The following is a 15,796-nucleotide window of genomic DNA, read 5'->3' on the forward strand; positions in this document are numbered from 1 at the left end:
TGTCACCGCCGCCGAAACGTTTACACCGATCGTGATCTCGCCCGGAATCGGTCAGCTGGTACGGGGTTTCACCAGCGGGAACGGCAGGGTCTCCCGAATGCTGCGACCGGTGAGCAACATGACGACACGGTCGACGCCCACGCCGAGCCCGCCGGTCGGCGGCATGGCGTGTTCGAGGGCCTGCAGGAAGTCCTCGTCGAGTTCCATGGCCTCGGGATCGCCGCCCGCGGCGAGCATGGACTGCTCGGTGAGCCGGCGGCGCTGTTCCACCGGATCGGTCAATTCGCTGTAGGCGGTACCCAATTCGACGCCCCAGGCCACCAGGTCCCAGCGTTCGGTGACGCCCGCGATGTGCCGGTGCGAGCGGGTGAGCGGGGAGACCGAGGTGGGGAAGTCGATGTAGAACGTCGGCTCCTGGGTCTGCGACTCCACCAGGTGCTCGTACAGTTCGAGCACCAATTGCCCTACGTCCCAGCCCAATTGCCAGGCGATGCCGGTCTTGTCGCACAGCAGCCGCAGCCGTTCGGCGTCGGTCTCGGGGCCGATGGTCTCCCCGAGCGCCTCCGAGACCGCGCCGTGCACGGTCTTCACCGGCCATTCGCCCGAGATGTCCACCTCGATGATGTCGCCGTCCGGACCGGGCCGCAGCGCGACCGCCCGGCCGTTCGCGGCCGTCGCCGCGGCCTGGATGAGCTGGCGGCACACGTGCATCATGCGCTCGTAATCACTGTGCGCCTCATAGGCTTCCAGCACCGTGAACTCGGGGTTGTGGCTGAAGTCCACGCCCTCGTTGCGGAACACCCGGCCCAGTTCGAAGACCTTCTCCATACCGCCGACGCACAGTCGCTTGAGGTACAGCTCGGGCGCGATGCGCAGGTACAGATCCAGGTCGTAGGCGTTGATGTGGGTGGTGAACGGGGTGGCGTTGGCGCCGCCGTGCACCTGCTGCAGCACCGGGGTCTCCACTTCCAGGAAGCCCCAGCCGTGCAGGGTGTCCCGCATGGACCGCACCACCGCGCTGCGCTTGGTCATCACCTCGCGGATGTCGGTGTTGATGGCCATGTCGACGTAGCGCTGGCGTACCCGCGCCTCGGGATCGGCCAGGCCCTTCCACTTGTCGGGCAGCGGATGCAGGCACTTGCCGATCATGCGCCAGTCGGCCGCGAGCAGCGACAGCTCGCCGTTGCGGCTGCGCCCGATCTGCCCGCTGACCTCGATGAGGTCGCCGAGATCGAAGAATTCGTCGAACGCGGCGCTGCGCTCGGCCCCGACCCGCCCGCGATCGATGACCAGCTGGATCTCCCCGGACCAGTCCCGCACCAGCGCGAAGGTGACCCCGCCGTAGTCGCGAATGCGCAGGAGCCGCCCGCACACGCGCACGGTGGTGCCCTGCGGGGAGCGGCGCGCGCCGGCGACGGTGTGGGTCGGGGGATAGGCCACCGGGTACGCGTCGATGCCCGCGTCGTTCAGCTTGGCGAGCTTGTCCATGCGCACCCGGACCTGTTCGGGGCGGCGCGGTCCGGTCTCGTCCCGGTCCTCCGGCGGCAGATCGGGCGCGCTGCCGTCCGCGTGCAGTCCGGTCATGGTGTCCGGGACCGAGGATCGGACGCCGGTGTGCGCGGAGGTGTTCGTCTCGGTGCCGATGCGCGGCAGGAAGCCTTCGGCCAGTGCGCTGGCCAGCGCGACCCGGGGTAGCTGGCGGCGTTCCTCGAAGAGCGAGAAACGCGGCACCCAATCCGGCTGGTACTTCACGTTGGACCGGTACAGCGCTTCGAGCTGGTACCAGCGCGAGAAGAACATCAGGATGCTGCGCCACAGGCGCAGCACCGGGCCCGCGCCGATCCGGCTGCCCTCTTCGAAGACGGCGCGGAAGACCGCGAAGTTCAACGAGATTCGGGTGATGCCGTACTGCTCGGAGCCCAGCGCCAGCTTGGAGATCATCAATTCCATGACGCCGTTGGGGCTCTGGCGGTCGCGGCGCATGAGATCGAGCGAGACGCCGGTGCGCCCCCACGGCACCAGCGACAGCATGCCGAGCACGCGCTCGTTCCGGTCGATGGCCTCGACCAGCAGGCAGTCCCCGTCCAGCGGGTCGCCGAGCCGGTCCAGGGCCATGGAGAAGCCGCGCTCGGTCTCGGTGTCGCGCCACGCCTCGGCGCGCCGCATGACCTCGCGCATCTCCTGTTCCGGGATCTCCCGGTGCCGCCGCACCCGGACGGTTACGCCCTGTTTGACGAGCCGGTTCACCGCCTGGCGGACCTGTTTCATCTCGGGCCCGGCCAGGGAGAACGTGCGGGTTTCGAGAATGGCCTCGTCGCCCAGGCGCAGCGCGGAGAGTCCGGCCCGGCGGTAGGCGGTCGCGCCGAGCTCGCTCGCGCCCATGACCGCGGGCGCCCAGCCGTACTGGTCGGCCAGCTGCAGCCAGGCGTCGATGGCGTGCGGCCAGGCTTCCTTCTTGCCGATGGGATCGCCCGAGGCCAGGCAGACGCCGAGTTCGACGCGATAGGTGACCGCCGCCTTGCCGCTGGGCGCGAAGACCACGGCCTTGTCCCGGCGGGTCGCGAAGTAGCCGAGCGAGTCCTCGACGTCGGAGCGTTCGAGCAGACCGCGCAGCGCGGATTCGTCCGTGCCGGTCAGGGCGTTGGCGGCGCGCTGGGAGCGGAACAGCACCGCGACCGCGGCCAGCAGCGCGACCGCGCCGAACAGCCCGAGCAGCAGGTTGATCAGATGGTTCGGTTTGCCGTTGAAGTCCTCGTTGCTGACGAGGATGGCTCCGGTGACCCGGGAGACGGCCCACAGCGGCCGCTGCACGCCGCCCTGCAGGCTGCCGGGGAACAGTTCCACCAGACCCCAGCCGACCATGCAGCCGAGCGCCAGGCCGCCGGCGAGCACCCCGAGCGCGCGCAGTACCGCGCCGCTCTGCACGCGGGTGTAGAACTCCGGCCAGGCGGCGATCAGTACGCCGATCACGCCGATGTGCACCAACAGGGCGATCAGTTCGTTGATATCTCGCTCTTGCGCGAAGCCGAGACCGTTCGCGAGCGCGAAAATCCCCATGTAGCCGACCAGTAGCCACCAGGCGATGCGCTTGCGGCTGGCGGTCGCGCCGGCGAGCAGGCCGACGAACACCGCCCAGACCAGCGAGGTGTCGGGCGCGTCGAAATAGTAGGTGTCGACGTAGTGCCGCAGGCCCGAGGTCAGATAGCGCAGTGCGGGCGAAACGCTCCACAGCGCGCAGAAGGCCGCGAAAACGCCCAGAATCAGCCCGGCGACGTGCGGAACCTCGCCCAGGCGGCCGTGCCCGCGATGCGGTACCTCCGGCGACCGGCCGGTTGCTCTGTGGTCGGTGTCGTGGTGCTGCCGGTCCTGCGTCGAAGTCACCGCACCAGTGTGTCTCTTGTTTTCGCCCATGTGCACTCAGCACCCGCCTCGTGTCGGGGTGAGACAGCTTACCGGCAGGTTGCCGGACCCGTATTTGTTCTGCCGCGCGGCACGGGTGAGGATGTATCCATGTCGGATCCCGTCGATGTGCCGATCGAAGACGATGTCATCCGTCTCGGCCAATTCCTGAAGCTGGCGAACCTCATCGATTCCGGCGCGGAGGCCAAGACGGTCATCGCCGAGGGCCTGGTTCGCGTCAACGACGAGGTCGAACTCCGCCGCGGCCGCCAGCTCCGCGACGGCGACGTGGTTCATCTCGCGGGCCATCAGGCCCGCGTCACCGCCCGCTGAATCCCGGGCGTGTCCTTCGGCCCGGGTTCAGGGGCGGCGGGACACCGGCGGCGTGCGCCCCGGGGAGCTCAGTCCTCGGCGCGGACGACGACGCCGTCGGAATCGCTGTAGAGCATGTCGCCGGGGGTGAAGGTGATGCCCCCGAACTCCACCTCCACGTCCTTCTCGCCGGATCCGGTCTGGGTGCTCTTGCGCGGGTTGGTGCCCAGCGCCTTGACCCCGATGTCCAGGGTGCGCAGGATCGCCGAGTCCCGGACCGCGCCGTTGACGACCACGCCGGACCAGCCGTTGTCCACGCCGCGCCCGGCGATGATGTCGCCGACCAGGGCGGTGTGCACGCTCGCGCCGCCGTCCACGACCAGCACGCGGCCGTCGCCGGGCTCGCCGAGGGTCTGCTTGACCAGCAGGTTGTCCTGGAAGCAGCGGATGGTCACGATGCGCCCGGCGAAGGCCTCACGCCCGCCGAACTGGATGAACTGGGTGTCGCAGCTGCGGATGTCGGGGCCGATCTCGTCGGCCAGGTCCGCGGTGGCCACCACGCTCTTGTCGGATGCACTGTTCGATTGGGTCACTCGATCATCTTGGCAGGGTGAAACGCGTAGGTCGCGTGTGCGGGTCCCCGGTGTGACGACGATCCCGTCGCCGATCGCGGCCGGACATATTCGGCTTTCCGCGAACCTGTGGCGAGCGCATACTTGACACAGTGGCGCCCACCGGAGGGAGGACCGGTAGCCATGGTTCGTATGGAGGGTGAACGGCTCGACGCGGCAATCGAATCCGATGCCGTGGGTGCGGCGCGTTCCTTGCTGGCGGCGGTGGCCGCGCGTTTCGCCGCGGCCTGGGAGGCGCACGGCACGCCCCCGGAGCTGGGGGAGTACCTGCCCGACGCGCCGGAGTTCCGGCGGCTGTGCCTGATCGAACTGATCAAGGTCGATCTCGAGTACCGCTGGATTCGCTACGACTTCCCCAAACGCCTGGCCGACTATCGCGCCGAATACGACGAATTGCGGTACGGCCCGCTGCCGCCGGATCTGGCGTACGAGGAGTTCCACGCGCTGCGCCGCTCCGGCCGCCCGGTCGACCACAGCGGTTTCCCGACCGAGTCCGCGGGCACCGAGATCGCCTGGGGCGAGCGCGACTATCGCAGCACCTGGATCTCGCGCCCGGTGGCCCGCCAGTCCCTGGACGGCATCGAGGTCGGCGACCGGGTCGACGATTTCGATCTGCTGGTGGAATTGGGCGCGGGCGCGTTCGCCCGGGTCTTCCTGGCGCGCCAGCGTTCCATGCAGCGCCTGGTCGCGGTGAAGGTGTCGCAGAATCACGGCACCGAATCCGAGACCCTGGCCCAGCTCGATCACGAGAACATCGTGCGCGTCTTCGATCAGCGGCTGATGGTCGAGCGCGAACTCAAACTCATGTACATGCAGTACCTGCCCGGCGGCACGCTGTCCAAGGTGCTGAGCCTGGTGCGCGAGCGTCCGGTCGCCGAGCGCGACGGCCGGGTGCTGCTGGACGCGGTCGACACGGCCATGCGCGACAAAGGCGGTCTGGCCCCGAGCGAATCGCTCACCCGCGCCGCCGTCGCCGCCATGTCCTGGCCCGAGACGGTGGCCTGGCTGGGCAGCCGCCTGGCCCGCGCGCTGGACTACGCCGCGGACAACGGTGTGCTGCACCGGGACATCAAGCCCGCGAACGTCCTGCTCACCGCGGATGGGGTGCCCAAGCTCGCGGATTTCAACATCAGTTTCAGCCTGCACGTGGCGGGCGCGAGCCCGCTGGCGTATTTCGGCGGATCACTCGCGTACATGTCGCCCGAGCAGCTGGCCGCCTGTCACCCACAGCTGCCGGACAGCGCCGAGGATCTGGACGGGCGCAGCGACATCTTCGCGCTCGGGGTGGTGCTGTGGGAATTGCTCACCGGCGAAAGACCTTTCGACGACGAGACGCGCGCTGGGGATTCGGAGTCCTCGCTCGAGCGGATGCTGCGCCTGCGCAGGCACGAGCTGGATCGGTCGCGCCTGGACGAGCTGCCCCCGGACTGCCCGCCGACGCTGCGCCGCGTCCTGCTGAAATGTCTCGCCCCGCGGCGTGAGGACCGCTGGCGCACCGGCGCCGCCCTGGCCCAGCAGCTCGACCTGTGCCTGGATCAGCGTGCCCGCGATCTGGTGGACCCGCCGCGAAACAGCCTGCGCGCCAAGGTCGGACCGTGGTCGCTGCTGCTGCTGGTCACCGCGGCCAGCTTCGTCGGCGACTTCCTCGGCATGCTGTACGCGAACCTGCACAACGGCCCGCTCTGGAATCTGTGGTTCTCCGCCGCCGAGCAGTCCAGGCTGCAGGCCGTCGGCGCGGGTCTGGCGCTGTGCACCACCCCCGCGGCCATCATCGTCACCAATTACCTGTGCCGCCGGGCCTTCATCGTGTGGCGCGGGCTGCGCCGGGGCCGCGCCTACGATCCGGACGAGCTGGCCGCCGCGCGCCGCGACACGCTGATCAACGGTGATCGCGTCGCCGGCATCGCCTTCCTGTGGTGGGTGATCTCGGCGATCGTGGCCGCCGTCTCGCTGATCGTGTTCACCGATCTGCCCGTCGGCCCGCTGGTGAATCTGACGGCGACGCTGCTGGTTTCGGGTGTGATCGCGGTGGCGTACCCGTTCTTCCTGGTGACGTTCTTCGTGGTCCGCTGCTTCTATCCGCGCCTGCTCACGCACGGTGAGACGGCCTCGGATCAGGACGCGCTGCGGGCGCTGGGGCGGCGGTGCACCCGCTATCTCGCGGTGGCGGGCGCGATTCCGCTGATCGGCGTGGTCACCAGTCTGCTGTTCCTGACCCCGCACGAGGTGTCGCTGGTCATCGGGCCGATCAAATGGCTGTGCCTGGCGGGCGTGCTCGGATTCCTGGGCGACTATTGGCTTTTCCGGCAATTGGAGGCGGATCTGCGGGCCTTCGAACGCGCGGTCAGTTCAGGAGCATCAGCACGAACAGAATGATCCAGAACGCGCCGACCGCGATGCCGGCGACGGCGAAACCCTTGTCCTCGCGCTGGGCGTCCACGCTCAATGCCGCCGCGCCCAGCGCGATCGCGGGAATGGCGGTGATGCCGCAGATGAATCCGAATATGCCGAGCACGAACGCGGTGAGGCCCATGCCGTTCCAGCGCGCGGCCTGGGTGAGGGAATAGCCGCCCGGCCGATTCACAAAAGGTTGATAGGTCACGGGATTGACGTACATCGGGGCCGGGGCCGGTCGCGGCACCGGCAGGTGCACCAGCACCGCGTGCAGATCGCCGAAGGTCCGGGCGTTGAGCGCCAGCCCTATTCGGTCGGAGAGTTCCTGGGCGTTGATGCGACCGTCCTGGAAACAGGTCTTCAGGGTGTCGATCGCGCGTTCCCGATCGGCGTCGCCCGCCAGATAGCGCGGGTCTGTCCAATGAGGTTGCATGGCGTGCTCCAACGAAGCCGAAGCGGTGAAACTCTCTCCCCCCGAGCGTATTCCTCGGCGCGGGCTCGACGCGCGAATCGAGACCGGAAGCACAGGAACTCTTCAGCCTCGCCCGTGCCGCGCCGGAAGACGTACAGCGGGGTGATCCGGGCGAGCCGGGGCCGGAAGCGCTCCGGGCGGGGGTCGGCGGCTCTGACGACCCCGGGTAGTCAGGCGGAGGTGCGAGCGGAGTGGAATTCGGCGACCTGGGTCACCAGATTCTTGGTGGAGCTCTTCACCGCGAGCTTCACGAACGGCTCGATGGTCTTGCCGAGCAATTTGCCCGCGATGCCGCCGGGCACCCGGTAATCGACGATGGCGTCGATGGTGCACGACTCATCGCCCTTGGCCTGGAAAAGGAAGGTGGATTCGATCTCGAAGCCCCTGATGGATTTCACGCCGATGGCGAATCCGGGTTCGTGGCGCACGATTTCGATGGTCGAATGCAGGGTGACCGGGCCGAGTGAGATGGTGCCGTCGAAGGTGGCCCCGACGCCTTCGGTCTGTTCGGTCAGCGGGGTGAAGGCGCTGATCTCATTGATGAACCGGGGCAGATGCCGGTAGTCGTTGACGTAGGAATAGGCGGATTCGGCCGAGGCGGCGCAGTCCGCGACGATCTTGACAGCTGTCATGTAATCGACAGTAACGTGTTCTAATTCTGTTCGCAGATGATGAGGTGAGGGACACATTCAGCCGAATCGGCCGGTACTCACGCGGTCACTGCCAGGGTGGCGGCCACGCCGAACACTACCGCCATCAGCAGCACCTCGGCAATCGCCCGGCGCAGCGAGGACTCCGCGTCCATGCGGTGGTCGCCGGCCACCGGCACCCAGGTCCGCCGCCACCACCAGCCCAGCGCCAGCAGGGCCAGCAGCAACGCCGTCTTGGCCAGCAGGATGCGCCCGTACCCGGTCGTCGCCAGCTCTGCCACGCCGCCGACCCGGACCAGACCGTTCACCAGCCCGGTCAGCGCCACCGTCACCGCCAGCGGCAGCGCCCAGCGCGAATACCGCGGCAGCAGATTCGCCCATTCCCCCCGCGTGCGCACGGTCAGCGCCAGGGCCAGCAACACCCCGAGCCAGGCCGCGGCCGCCAGCGCGTGCACCGCGCCCAGCACCGACCCGAACGCCTGCTGCGACATGTGCCCGGTGATGGGCCGCAGCGCCAGCGTCACCGCGGTGAACACCAGCACCAGATCCGCGGTCGCGCGGTCGGGACTGCGAAAACCGAAGGCGCTGTACGCCGCGACCGCGCCGCAGCCCAGCAGGATCGCGATGCCGATCTGCCCGCCGCTGACCGTGGTGAGGTACTCGCCGAACTGGTTCGCGCCCAGTTCGGTCACGGGCAGGCCCATCACCTCGGCGGATTCCATGGCGAGCATGGCGAATTCCATGGCCGCCCACACCGCGGCGGCGATCGCGAGCAACCGCCACGGCGGCGACAGCCGCTCGGAAAGCCTGGGCAGCGCGGCCGATCCCAGCACGGTCGCGCCCGCGCAGTCGGCGAGCACCCGGGCCGGGGCCTCGGGCTGCACCGGATCCCCGGCCGCGAGCAGCCACGCCGCGCCCGCCCCGGCCAGGCCGAGCGGGACGATCAGCAGCAGCAACCAGCGCAATCGGCTACCGCCGCTGTACGTTCCGCTCATTCGGGGTCCCGGGCGAGGATCGGTGCGGGGTCGAACCGGTTCACGAACGCCGCTTGCTCCGGCCGCCCAGCAGGGCGAAGGCCAGGCCGCCGCCGAACAGCACCACCGCGCCCACGATGAACACCCACAGCGGCACGCCGCCGTCGTCCCCGTTCGAGGAACCGGCGGCGCCGGCCTTCGCGCCGGGTGTGCCGTTGCCGGCCTTGGTCAGGTTGAAAGTGCGCTTGTCCTTCACCGCGTGCCCGTCGGCCGAGGTGACGCGGTAGGCGATGGTGTACACGCCCGCCGGGCCCAGTTCGCCGACCTCGATGCTCACCGTGGAGCCCTCGACCTTGGGATCGCCCTTGGACCAGAGGTTGCCGTCCGGGCCGGTGACCGTCATCGACGGGTAGCTGGGCTGGAGTTCCTCGTTGAAGGTGACGCTGACCCGCGCGGGCGAGGTGTCGATCTGCGCGCCGTTCTCCGGGCTGGAGCCGATGGCGGCCGAATGCGCGTTCGCCGTGCCCGCGCCCAGCAGGGCGAATCCGGTCAGCAGCAGGCCGGTCAGGACACCGGCGAGGATCCTGCGGCTCATGCGCTGCGCCCCCGGATCACGGCGCCCAGGCCCAGGGCCGCGCCGAGTGCGCCCAGGGCCAGGCCGAGGCCGCCGAGCCAGCGGGCGGTGTCGTCGGTGGCTTCGGGGGCGGCCGGGGCGTCGGCGCTGTCGTGGCCGTCGCCCGAGCTCGCCGCGAGCTGCACGGCCGGGGCGGGATGCTCGGGCTCGCTGCCGTCGGCGTTCTCCTGCTGATCCCACTTCACGACCTTGCCGTCGCTGTAGGTCTGGGTCGCGGCGAAGCTCAGGGTCTCCTGCTTCGGGAGCGGGCCCAGCGAGATGACGAAGCGCTGGAACTGGCCCGGGGCCACGCCGGCGTTGCCGGGTTCGACGGCCCAGGTGACCGAGACGGCCTCGCCCTTGTCGTTGCGGTCGACCTTCTCGGACCAGCCCGCGAGGGGTTCGGTGCGGACGCTCTTCAAATTCGGCACCGCCACGGTGAGTTTGGTGGTGGACGCGGTGTCGGATTCGGTGGGCACCTTGAAGGTGGCGACCGTGTATCCGCCCTGGGCCGCGCCGGGGGCGTCGACGGTGACGTGTGCGGACGCGATGCCCGCGCCGAACAGGGTGATGCCCGCGGCGGCGACGGTCGCGGTGCCGAGCGCACGCGAAAGCGAGGTGTGCATGGGTGATATGCCTTCTCTGACAAAGGGATTACGGGGTGTGGGAGAGGTTCACGCCGTAATCGGTGGCGCGCGCGGCGCACCCGCGCCGGAACGGCGCGCGTCCCGGACCGTCGCGGCCGTGCGCGCCCAGCGCCCGCCCGCCGCCACCGGCGCCGAATGCGGCCGGGACAGGACGGCACGCACCGCTCGGGAGACGAACCCGTACAGCCGCTCCGCGAGCAGCAGCAGGGCCGCGAACACCACGGTCGCGAGCGCGTGCGCCGCCGCCATCGACCCGTCGGTCACCAATTCCCTTGCGGGCGAACCGTGTCCGCTGTGTGCGAGCCCGCTCAACGCCACATGGCCCACCGGCTGGCCGAGCGCCATGAGCGCCACCAGCGCGCCGGGGGAGCGCAGCGTCGCCGCCAGCGCCCCGATCGCCGCGGCGGCCGCGATCAGCAGGGTGAGCCCGGCCGAACCGGGTATGCCGCCGCCCGCGACACCGTGCGCGGCGACCGCCAGCACCGCCACGGCGCCGCCCGCTACGACACCGCGCCCGAATCGGCTGTCCGCGCGCTGTTCTCGCACCCCGTGCGTGCCGGTTCCGGCACAGCCGCCGACCCCGCCGGGGAGGTGACCCCGGTGGCGGAGGCGTCGGCGGCGCACGGGAACCGGCTCAGTTCACGCCGAGCCGGGCGAGCACGTCGGTCTCGATGCCCGCGAGCTCGTTCGAGATGGAGGCGTGCACCGCGCGCCGGCGCTGCACCGGCATCTGGTCGGAGGTGCGGATCGCGGCGGACAGGCTCTCCAGCCGGTCGCGCACGTCGGCCACGAACTTCCCGTTGTCCTGCGGGTTCTTCTTCTCGATCTCGGCCAGCGTCGATTCCACGTTGGCCACCCGCGCCTGCAGGCGCGCGCCCGGGCCCGAGAACTCACCGAGCTGGTTCACCCCGACCCCGAGCTGTGCGGCCCGGCGGGTGTCGAGCTGCCCGCGCACGAAGGTCGCGCCCCGGTAGGCGAGCGGCGCGAGCACCGGCACCAGGATCCGCGCCACGCCCAGGTACTTGCGCACCTGCGCGGCGCTGAAGAGCTCGCGATCGGCCCGGGCGGCCACCTTCAGCGCGGCCTTCTCCTCGGCCTGCAACTTGGCGATCTCCGCCTTGGCGACCTTGGCCTGCGTGCGCGCCTCGTTCCGGTTGCGCTTGCGCTCGTTCCGCGCACCGAGCTTGGCCTCCATACCGGCCTTGTGCTTCAGCGCCTTGGCTTCGGCCCGCCGGCTGACCTTCTTCTTCCGCTTGGTGAACAACCCCATAGATGGCCTCCGTCATGCTGGTTCGCCATGGCAGCACAGGGCCGGGGGAAATGCCTGTCCGCCCATGAAACACAGTTTCCGCCCACCCTAGTGCGTCCCGACAACCCGTCGCGAGCGTGTGCCGCCTCGTGGCGAAAATCAGCCGTCTCGCGCCCCCCGGCCCGGCACACCGGCGGCGCGGCGGCACCCGCGAGGGTGGGTGTGTCGGGACATCAAGCCATACTGCTTGTCGTGTATTCGGGCATCGGTGACCATGGCGAGCGCGCCGCGTTCTTGGACGCGCGGGCGTTGATCGGCTGCCGGCACCGGCTGCTACTGGATTCCACCCATCCGCGGGTGCTGACCGGTGTCAGTGAGGATGCTGGCGTGCAGCAGCGGCGGGAAGCCGCGGCCGCGCATCGAATGCTGGTGCGGGACACCCTGGTTGCGGCCGATCCGGAGCGCTGGCTGGTGATCGCCCCGGAGCAGACCGCCGGCCGGCGCGCGGCCGAGACCATGGCCGCCATGGAAGCCGGGATCGAACGCATCTGGGGCGGGCTGCTGCCGCAGGAGTTCGACACCGGGCGGCGCGGCGGCTGCGAGATCCTGCGCCGGGATCCCGATCGCGGCGGCTACGTCCCGATCATCGTGGTCAATCACAAGGTCACCGACCCGCGCCAGCCCGACCCGGCCGACTTCCATCCGCTGACCACCGAGCTGTACACCTGGAATCCCAAGCCGGACAAGCACGTCCGCAACCGCCCGCAGCCGCGCGACCAGCAACGCCTCGCGCACCTGTACCGCATGCTGCAGCGGCACGGCTACGCCAGCCCCGCCCTGGTCGGCGGCGCCATCGGCTACCACTTCGATCGCGTCCTGCTGCACGACCTCGGCCCGATCCTGGACGACTACGACCGCCGCTACGCCGACCGCATCGCGGTGGTGCGCGGCGAGCTCCCCACCGTTCCCTCCAAGGTCCCCGAATGCCGCCAGTGCCCGTGGTGGTCCCGCGCGCCCGAGGAGGGCGGGCAGAGCTGTGAGCAGTGGCTGGTCGGCCGGCGCGATATCAGCCTGGTGGCGCCCGGTTCGCGCGCCGAGGTGCTGCGCCGCCACGGCGTGGAGACCATCGACGATCTGGCCGCCTGGGAGGGCGACGACCCGGACGACTGGCAGTACGAGCCCTTCACCGAGGCCATCGTCACCGCCCGCGCCTGGGCCACCGGCGCGCCGCTGGTCCGGCGCGTGGACCGCGTCCAGGTCACCCGCGCCGACGTCGAGGTGGACGTGGACCTCGAGTCCTATCAGGAACACGGCGCCTACCTGTGGGGCACGCTGCTGGACGGCGTCTACCGCGGCTTCGTCACCTGGGATCCGCTGCCCACCCGCGACGAGGGCCGCTCCTTCGCCGAGTTCTGGTCCTGGCTCATGGAGATCCGCGCGCAGGCCGCCGCGGACGGCAAAACCTTTGCCGCCTACTGCTATTCCCGCACCGCCGAGGACAAGTGGCTCTACGAGTCCGCGCGCCGTTTCGCGGGCATGCCCGGCATCCCCACCGAGCGGGAGATCCAGCGCTTCGTGGACAGCCCGCAGTGGGTGGACATGTTCCAGGCCGTCTCCGAGCAGTTCATCTGCCCGAACGGCAAGGGCCTGAAGAAGATCGCCCCGGTGGCCGGCTTCTCCTGGCGCGATCCCGAGGCGGGCGGCGAGGCGTCCATGAGCTGGTACCGCCTGGCCGTGGCCTACGAGGGCGGCGAACCCGACCTGTCCCAGCGCACCCGCATCCTCGAGTACAACGAGGACGACGTGCTGGCGACCCAGGTCCTGCGCGACTGGATGACCGATCGGGCCGATGCCGAGGTTCCGGCCATCTCCGATTTCGGCCGTCGTAGTATCGCGGAGTGACCGAACACGTCGAACACCTGGAGTTTCAGGCCGAGACCCATCAGCTCCTGGAGCTGATGATCCACTCGGTGTATTCGAACAAGGACACGTTCCTGCGGGAACTGATCTCGAATGCCTCGGACGCGCTGGACAAGCTGCGCATGGAGACCTTCCACGACAAGGACCTGTCGGCGGACATCTCCGACCTGCATATCGAGCTCTCGGTGGACCGCGAGAATCGTGTGCTCACCGTCCGCGACAACGGCATCGGCATGAGTCGTGCCGAAGTTGTGGACCTCATCGGCACCCTCGCCAAGTCCGGCACCGCCGCGATGCGCAAGCAGTTGCTGGAGAACAAGACCGACACCGCCGCCGCCGAAGAACTCATCGGCCAGTTCGGCATCGGCTTCTATTCGACCTTCATGGTGGCCGACAAGGTCGCGCTCACCACCCGCAAGGCCGGCGAAACCACCGGCACCCGTTGGGAATCGGCCGCGGGCAGCCCCACCTACACCATCGAGGAGCTGGCCGAGGCCCCGCAGGGCACCACCGTCACCCTGCACCTGAAGCCTTCCGACGACGAGGACCACCTCTTCGACTACACGCAGGAGTGGAAGCTCCGCGAAATCGTCAAGAAGTACTCCGATTTCATCGCCTGGCCGGTCCGCATGGATGTGGAACGGACCATCATGGACGGCGAGGGCGAGGACGCCGTCGAGAAGTCCATCACCGAGACGCAGACCCTGAACTCCCAGAAGGCCCTGTGGACCCGCCCCAAGAGCGAGGTCTCCGAGGAGGAGTACAAGGAGTTCTACAAGCACGTCTCGCACGCCTGGGACGATCCGCTGGAGATCATTCCGATGAAGGCGGAGGGCACGTTCGAGTACCAGGCCCTGCTGTTCCTGCCCTCGCACGCCCCGTTCGACCTGTTCCAGCGTGAGCACAAGCGCGGGGTGCAGCTGTACGTGCGCCGCGTGTTCATCATGGACAACTGCGAAGAGCTCATGCCGGAGTACCTGCGCTTCGTCAAGGGCGTGGTGGACGCGCAGGATCTCTCGCTGAACGTCTCGCGCGAGATCCTGCAGCAGGACAGGCAGATTCGGGCCATTCGCAAGCGCCTGGTCAAGAAGGTCCTGTCCACGGTGCAGTCGCTGCAGTCCGCCGAGGATCAGGAGAAGTACCAGACCTTCTGGCGCGAGTTCGGCCGGGTTCTCAAGGAGGGCCTGCTCTCCGACACCGACAACCGCGAAACCATCCTGAAGGTCTCGTCTTTCGCCTCCACGCACAGCGCGGACGAGCTGACCACCCTCGCGCAGTACGTCGAGCGCATGCCCGATACCCAGACCGGCATCTACTACATGACCGGCGAATCGCGCGAGCAGATCGAGAACTCGCCGCACATGGAGGCCTTCAAGGCCAAGGGCCTCGAGGTGCTCATCCTGACCGATCCGGTCGACGAGATGTGGGCCACCCAGACCCCGGAATTCGCCGGCACGCCGTTCCAGTCCATCGCCAAGGGCGAGGTCGACCTGGAGACCGAGGACGAGAAGAAGGAGTCCGAGGCGCTGCGCGAGCAGCAGGAGAAGGACTTCGGCGACCTGCTGGGCTGGCTGGGGGAGACCCTCGGGTCCAGCGTCAAGCAAGTCCGCTTGACCGCTCGCCTGACCACGTCCCCCGCCTGCATCGTGGGCGACACGTTCGACTTCTCGCCGATGCTCGAGCGCATGTACCGGGCCTCGGGTCAGGACCTGCCCGAGACCAAGCGCATCCTCGAGCTGAACCCGTCGCATCCGCTGGTCACGGGCCTGCGCGACGCGTACGCCAAGGTCGCGGACGAGGCGGACAAGCCCGCCGAACTGGCCGAGACCGCGGAGCTGCTGTACGGCACCGCGGTGCTGGCCGAGGGCGGCGAGCTCAAGGATCCCGCGCGGTTCGCCCGGGTGCTGGCGGATCGCCTGACCCGCACGCTCTGATCGCCGGGAACGCCCGGTCGGAAGGCTCCGACCTGCGCGTTCGCTGAATCACCCTGCGCTCCCCGCTGTTTCGGCAGCGGGGAGCGCGGCCGCTTCCGGCGGAAAACGGTCATTGCCGCGGGGTTCGAAATGTGACCCTCGCAATGTTTTTCCGATTCCGGGAACCCGCGCCCGCGGCGTACGTTGAACGTCTTGGTCGTAAGTTTTTCGTGTTCGTGTCTCACATGCTCGCGCTGAACATCGTGCGGGCGCTTCTCTTGCCAGGCAAGCTGCAAGTCGCCTTCTGATTTCGACCCGGTCACCGTGACCGCGGCGGCCGATGCAACATCCAGCAGGAGAAAGTTATGGTTCAGGGCACCGTCAAGTGGTTCAACGCGGAGAAGGGCTACGGCTTCATCGCCCGCGAGGACGGCCCCGATGTGTTCGTTCACTACTCCGAGATCGAAGGCAACGGCTACCGCCAGCTCGAAGAGGGCCAGGCCGTGAGCTTCGAGATCACCGAAGGCAAGAAGGGCCCGCAGGCAGCGGCCGTCAAAGCCCACTGAGAATTCCGGTCAGGCGCTGAAGCCTCCGCGTCGGCCGAGCTCGTGAAATAACAAG

The 15,796-nt window shown here is 69.0% G+C and carries 14 protein-coding genes; 5 read left to right on the plus strand and 9 right to left on the minus strand.

The features are described 5' to 3' along the window. Nucleotides 1-51 precede the first annotated feature (51 nt). Nucleotides 52-3,411 (minus strand): bifunctional lysylphosphatidylglycerol synthetase/lysine--tRNA ligase LysX, encoded by a 3,360-nt coding sequence (lysX, locus tag ACFVBH_RS33090; RefSeq protein WP_379007712.1) that lies wholly within the window; start codon nt 3,409-3,411, stop codon nt 52-54. A 99-nt stretch (nt 3,412-3,510) separates the two neighbouring features. On the opposite strand from lysX, the gene ACFVBH_RS33095 reads away from it, so the two are divergent. Further along, entirely contained in the window at nt 3,511-3,732 is a 222-nt protein-coding gene (locus tag ACFVBH_RS33095) for an RNA-binding S4 domain-containing protein (protein ID WP_354988179.1), read from the plus strand. 68 nt (nt 3,733-3,800) lie between these two features. On the opposite strand, the gene rraA is transcribed toward ACFVBH_RS33095, so the two are convergent. Continuing rightward, complete coding sequence (gene rraA, locus ACFVBH_RS33100; protein ID WP_379007715.1) at nt 3,801-4,304, minus strand: ribonuclease E activity regulator RraA; 504 nt, start codon at nt 4,302-4,304, stop codon at nt 3,801-3,803. A gap of 171 nt (nt 4,305-4,475) precedes the next feature. Between rraA and ACFVBH_RS33105 the strand changes: the two genes are divergently transcribed. After that, nucleotides 4,476-6,719, plus strand: a complete 2,244-nt coding sequence (locus ACFVBH_RS33105) for a serine/threonine-protein kinase (RefSeq protein ID WP_379007868.1) — start codon at nt 4,476-4,478, stop codon at nt 6,717-6,719. On the opposite strand, the gene ACFVBH_RS33110 is transcribed toward ACFVBH_RS33105, so the two are convergent. From ACFVBH_RS33110 to ACFVBH_RS33140, 7 genes are all read right to left on the minus strand, one after another. After that, nucleotides 6,688-7,170, minus strand: a complete 483-nt coding sequence (locus ACFVBH_RS33110; protein ID WP_379007717.1) for a DUF1707 and DUF4190 domain-containing protein — start codon at nt 7,168-7,170, stop codon at nt 6,688-6,690. The two genes, ACFVBH_RS33105 and ACFVBH_RS33110, sit on opposite strands and share 32 nt — an antisense overlap. A gap of 209 nt (nt 7,171-7,379) precedes the next feature. Further along, nucleotides 7,380-7,841, minus strand: a complete 462-nt coding sequence (locus ACFVBH_RS33115) for an SRPBCC family protein (protein ID WP_354988175.1) — start codon at nt 7,839-7,841, stop codon at nt 7,380-7,382. Nucleotides 7,842-7,918: 77 nt separating this feature from the next. Then, entirely contained in the window at nt 7,919-8,854 is a 936-nt protein-coding gene (locus ACFVBH_RS33120; RefSeq protein WP_379007722.1) for a CopD family protein, read from the minus strand. 40 nt (nt 8,855-8,894) lie between these two features. Then, on the minus strand, nt 8,895-9,428 hold the full coding sequence (locus ACFVBH_RS33125; protein ID WP_379007724.1) for a copper resistance protein CopC: 534 nt from the start codon (nt 9,426-9,428) through the stop codon (nt 8,895-8,897). Beyond that, entirely contained in the window at nt 9,425-10,072 is a 648-nt protein-coding gene (locus tag ACFVBH_RS33130) for a YcnI family protein (RefSeq protein ID WP_354988172.1), read from the minus strand. Before ACFVBH_RS33130 ends, ACFVBH_RS33125 begins: the two co-directional genes overlap by 4 nt. Before the next feature lie 48 nt (nt 10,073-10,120). Further along, entirely contained in the window at nt 10,121-10,639 is a 519-nt protein-coding gene (locus ACFVBH_RS33135) for a hypothetical protein (RefSeq protein ID WP_379007726.1), read from the minus strand. Between the two features lie 88 nt (nt 10,640-10,727). Then, nucleotides 10,728-11,363: a DUF6474 family protein gene (locus ACFVBH_RS33140; RefSeq protein ID WP_354988170.1), complete on the minus strand. Its 636-nt coding sequence runs from the start codon at nt 11,361-11,363 to the stop codon at nt 10,728-10,730. A 231-nt stretch (nt 11,364-11,594) separates the two neighbouring features. On the opposite strand from ACFVBH_RS33140, the gene ACFVBH_RS33145 reads away from it, so the two are divergent. The 3 genes from ACFVBH_RS33145 to ACFVBH_RS33155 all read left to right on the plus strand — a co-directional run bounded on the left by ACFVBH_RS33145 (nt 11,595) and on the right by ACFVBH_RS33155 (nt 15,741). Beyond that, nucleotides 11,595-13,244, plus strand: a complete 1,650-nt coding sequence (locus ACFVBH_RS33145) for a TM0106 family RecB-like putative nuclease (RefSeq protein ID WP_379007730.1) — start codon at nt 11,595-11,597, stop codon at nt 13,242-13,244. Continuing rightward, the gene (htpG, locus tag ACFVBH_RS33150; protein ID WP_379007732.1) at nt 13,241-15,196 is read left to right on the plus strand and encodes a molecular chaperone HtpG; all 1,956 of its coding nucleotides are present in this window, start codon (nt 13,241-13,243) and stop codon (nt 15,194-15,196) included. The genes ACFVBH_RS33145 and htpG overlap by 4 nt, the downstream gene beginning before the upstream one ends. A 344-nt stretch (nt 15,197-15,540) precedes the next feature. After that, nucleotides 15,541-15,741 carry a cold shock domain-containing protein gene (locus tag ACFVBH_RS33155; RefSeq protein WP_354988167.1) on the plus strand — a complete coding sequence of 67 codons (201 nt, stop codon included), beginning with the start codon at nt 15,541-15,543 and terminating at the stop codon, nt 15,739-15,741. The last annotated feature ends 55 nt before the right edge of the window (nt 15,742-15,796 follow it).

The sequence above is a fragment of the Nocardia sp. NPDC057668 genome (assembly GCF_042799795.1).
GTDB lineage: Bacteria > Actinomycetota > Actinomycetes > Mycobacteriales > Mycobacteriaceae > Nocardia.

Bases quoted from the DNA above. Each gene is read 5' to 3' on its own strand.
- lysX (WP_379007712.1), bottom strand. From the start codon at position 3,411: ATGGGCGAAAACAAGAGACACACTGGTGCGGTGACTTCGACGCAGGAC.
- ACFVBH_RS33095 (WP_354988179.1), top strand. From the start codon at position 3,511: ATGTCGGATCCCGTCGATGTGCCGATCGAAGACGATGTCATCCGTCTC.
- ACFVBH_RS33105 (WP_379007868.1), top strand. From the start codon at position 4,476: ATGGAGGGTGAACGGCTCGACGCGGCAATCGAATCCGATGCCGTGGGT.
- ACFVBH_RS33110 (WP_379007717.1), bottom strand. From the start codon at position 7,170: ATGCAACCTCATTGGACAGACCCGCGCTATCTGGCGGGCGACGCCGAT.
- ACFVBH_RS33115 (WP_354988175.1), bottom strand. From the start codon at position 7,841: ATGACAGCTGTCAAGATCGTCGCGGACTGCGCCGCCTCGGCCGAATCC.
- ACFVBH_RS33120 (WP_379007722.1), bottom strand. From the start codon at position 8,854: ATGAGCGGAACGTACAGCGGCGGTAGCCGATTGCGCTGGTTGCTGCTG.
- ACFVBH_RS33125 (WP_379007724.1), bottom strand. From the start codon at position 9,428: ATGAGCCGCAGGATCCTCGCCGGTGTCCTGACCGGCCTGCTGCTGACC.
- ACFVBH_RS33130 (WP_354988172.1), bottom strand. From the start codon at position 10,072: ATGCACACCTCGCTTTCGCGTGCGCTCGGCACCGCGACCGTCGCCGCC.
- ACFVBH_RS33140 (WP_354988170.1), bottom strand. From the start codon at position 11,363: ATGGGGTTGTTCACCAAGCGGAAGAAGAAGGTCAGCCGGCGGGCCGAA.
- ACFVBH_RS33155 (WP_354988167.1), top strand. From the start codon at position 15,541: ATGGTTCAGGGCACCGTCAAGTGGTTCAACGCGGAGAAGGGCTACGGC.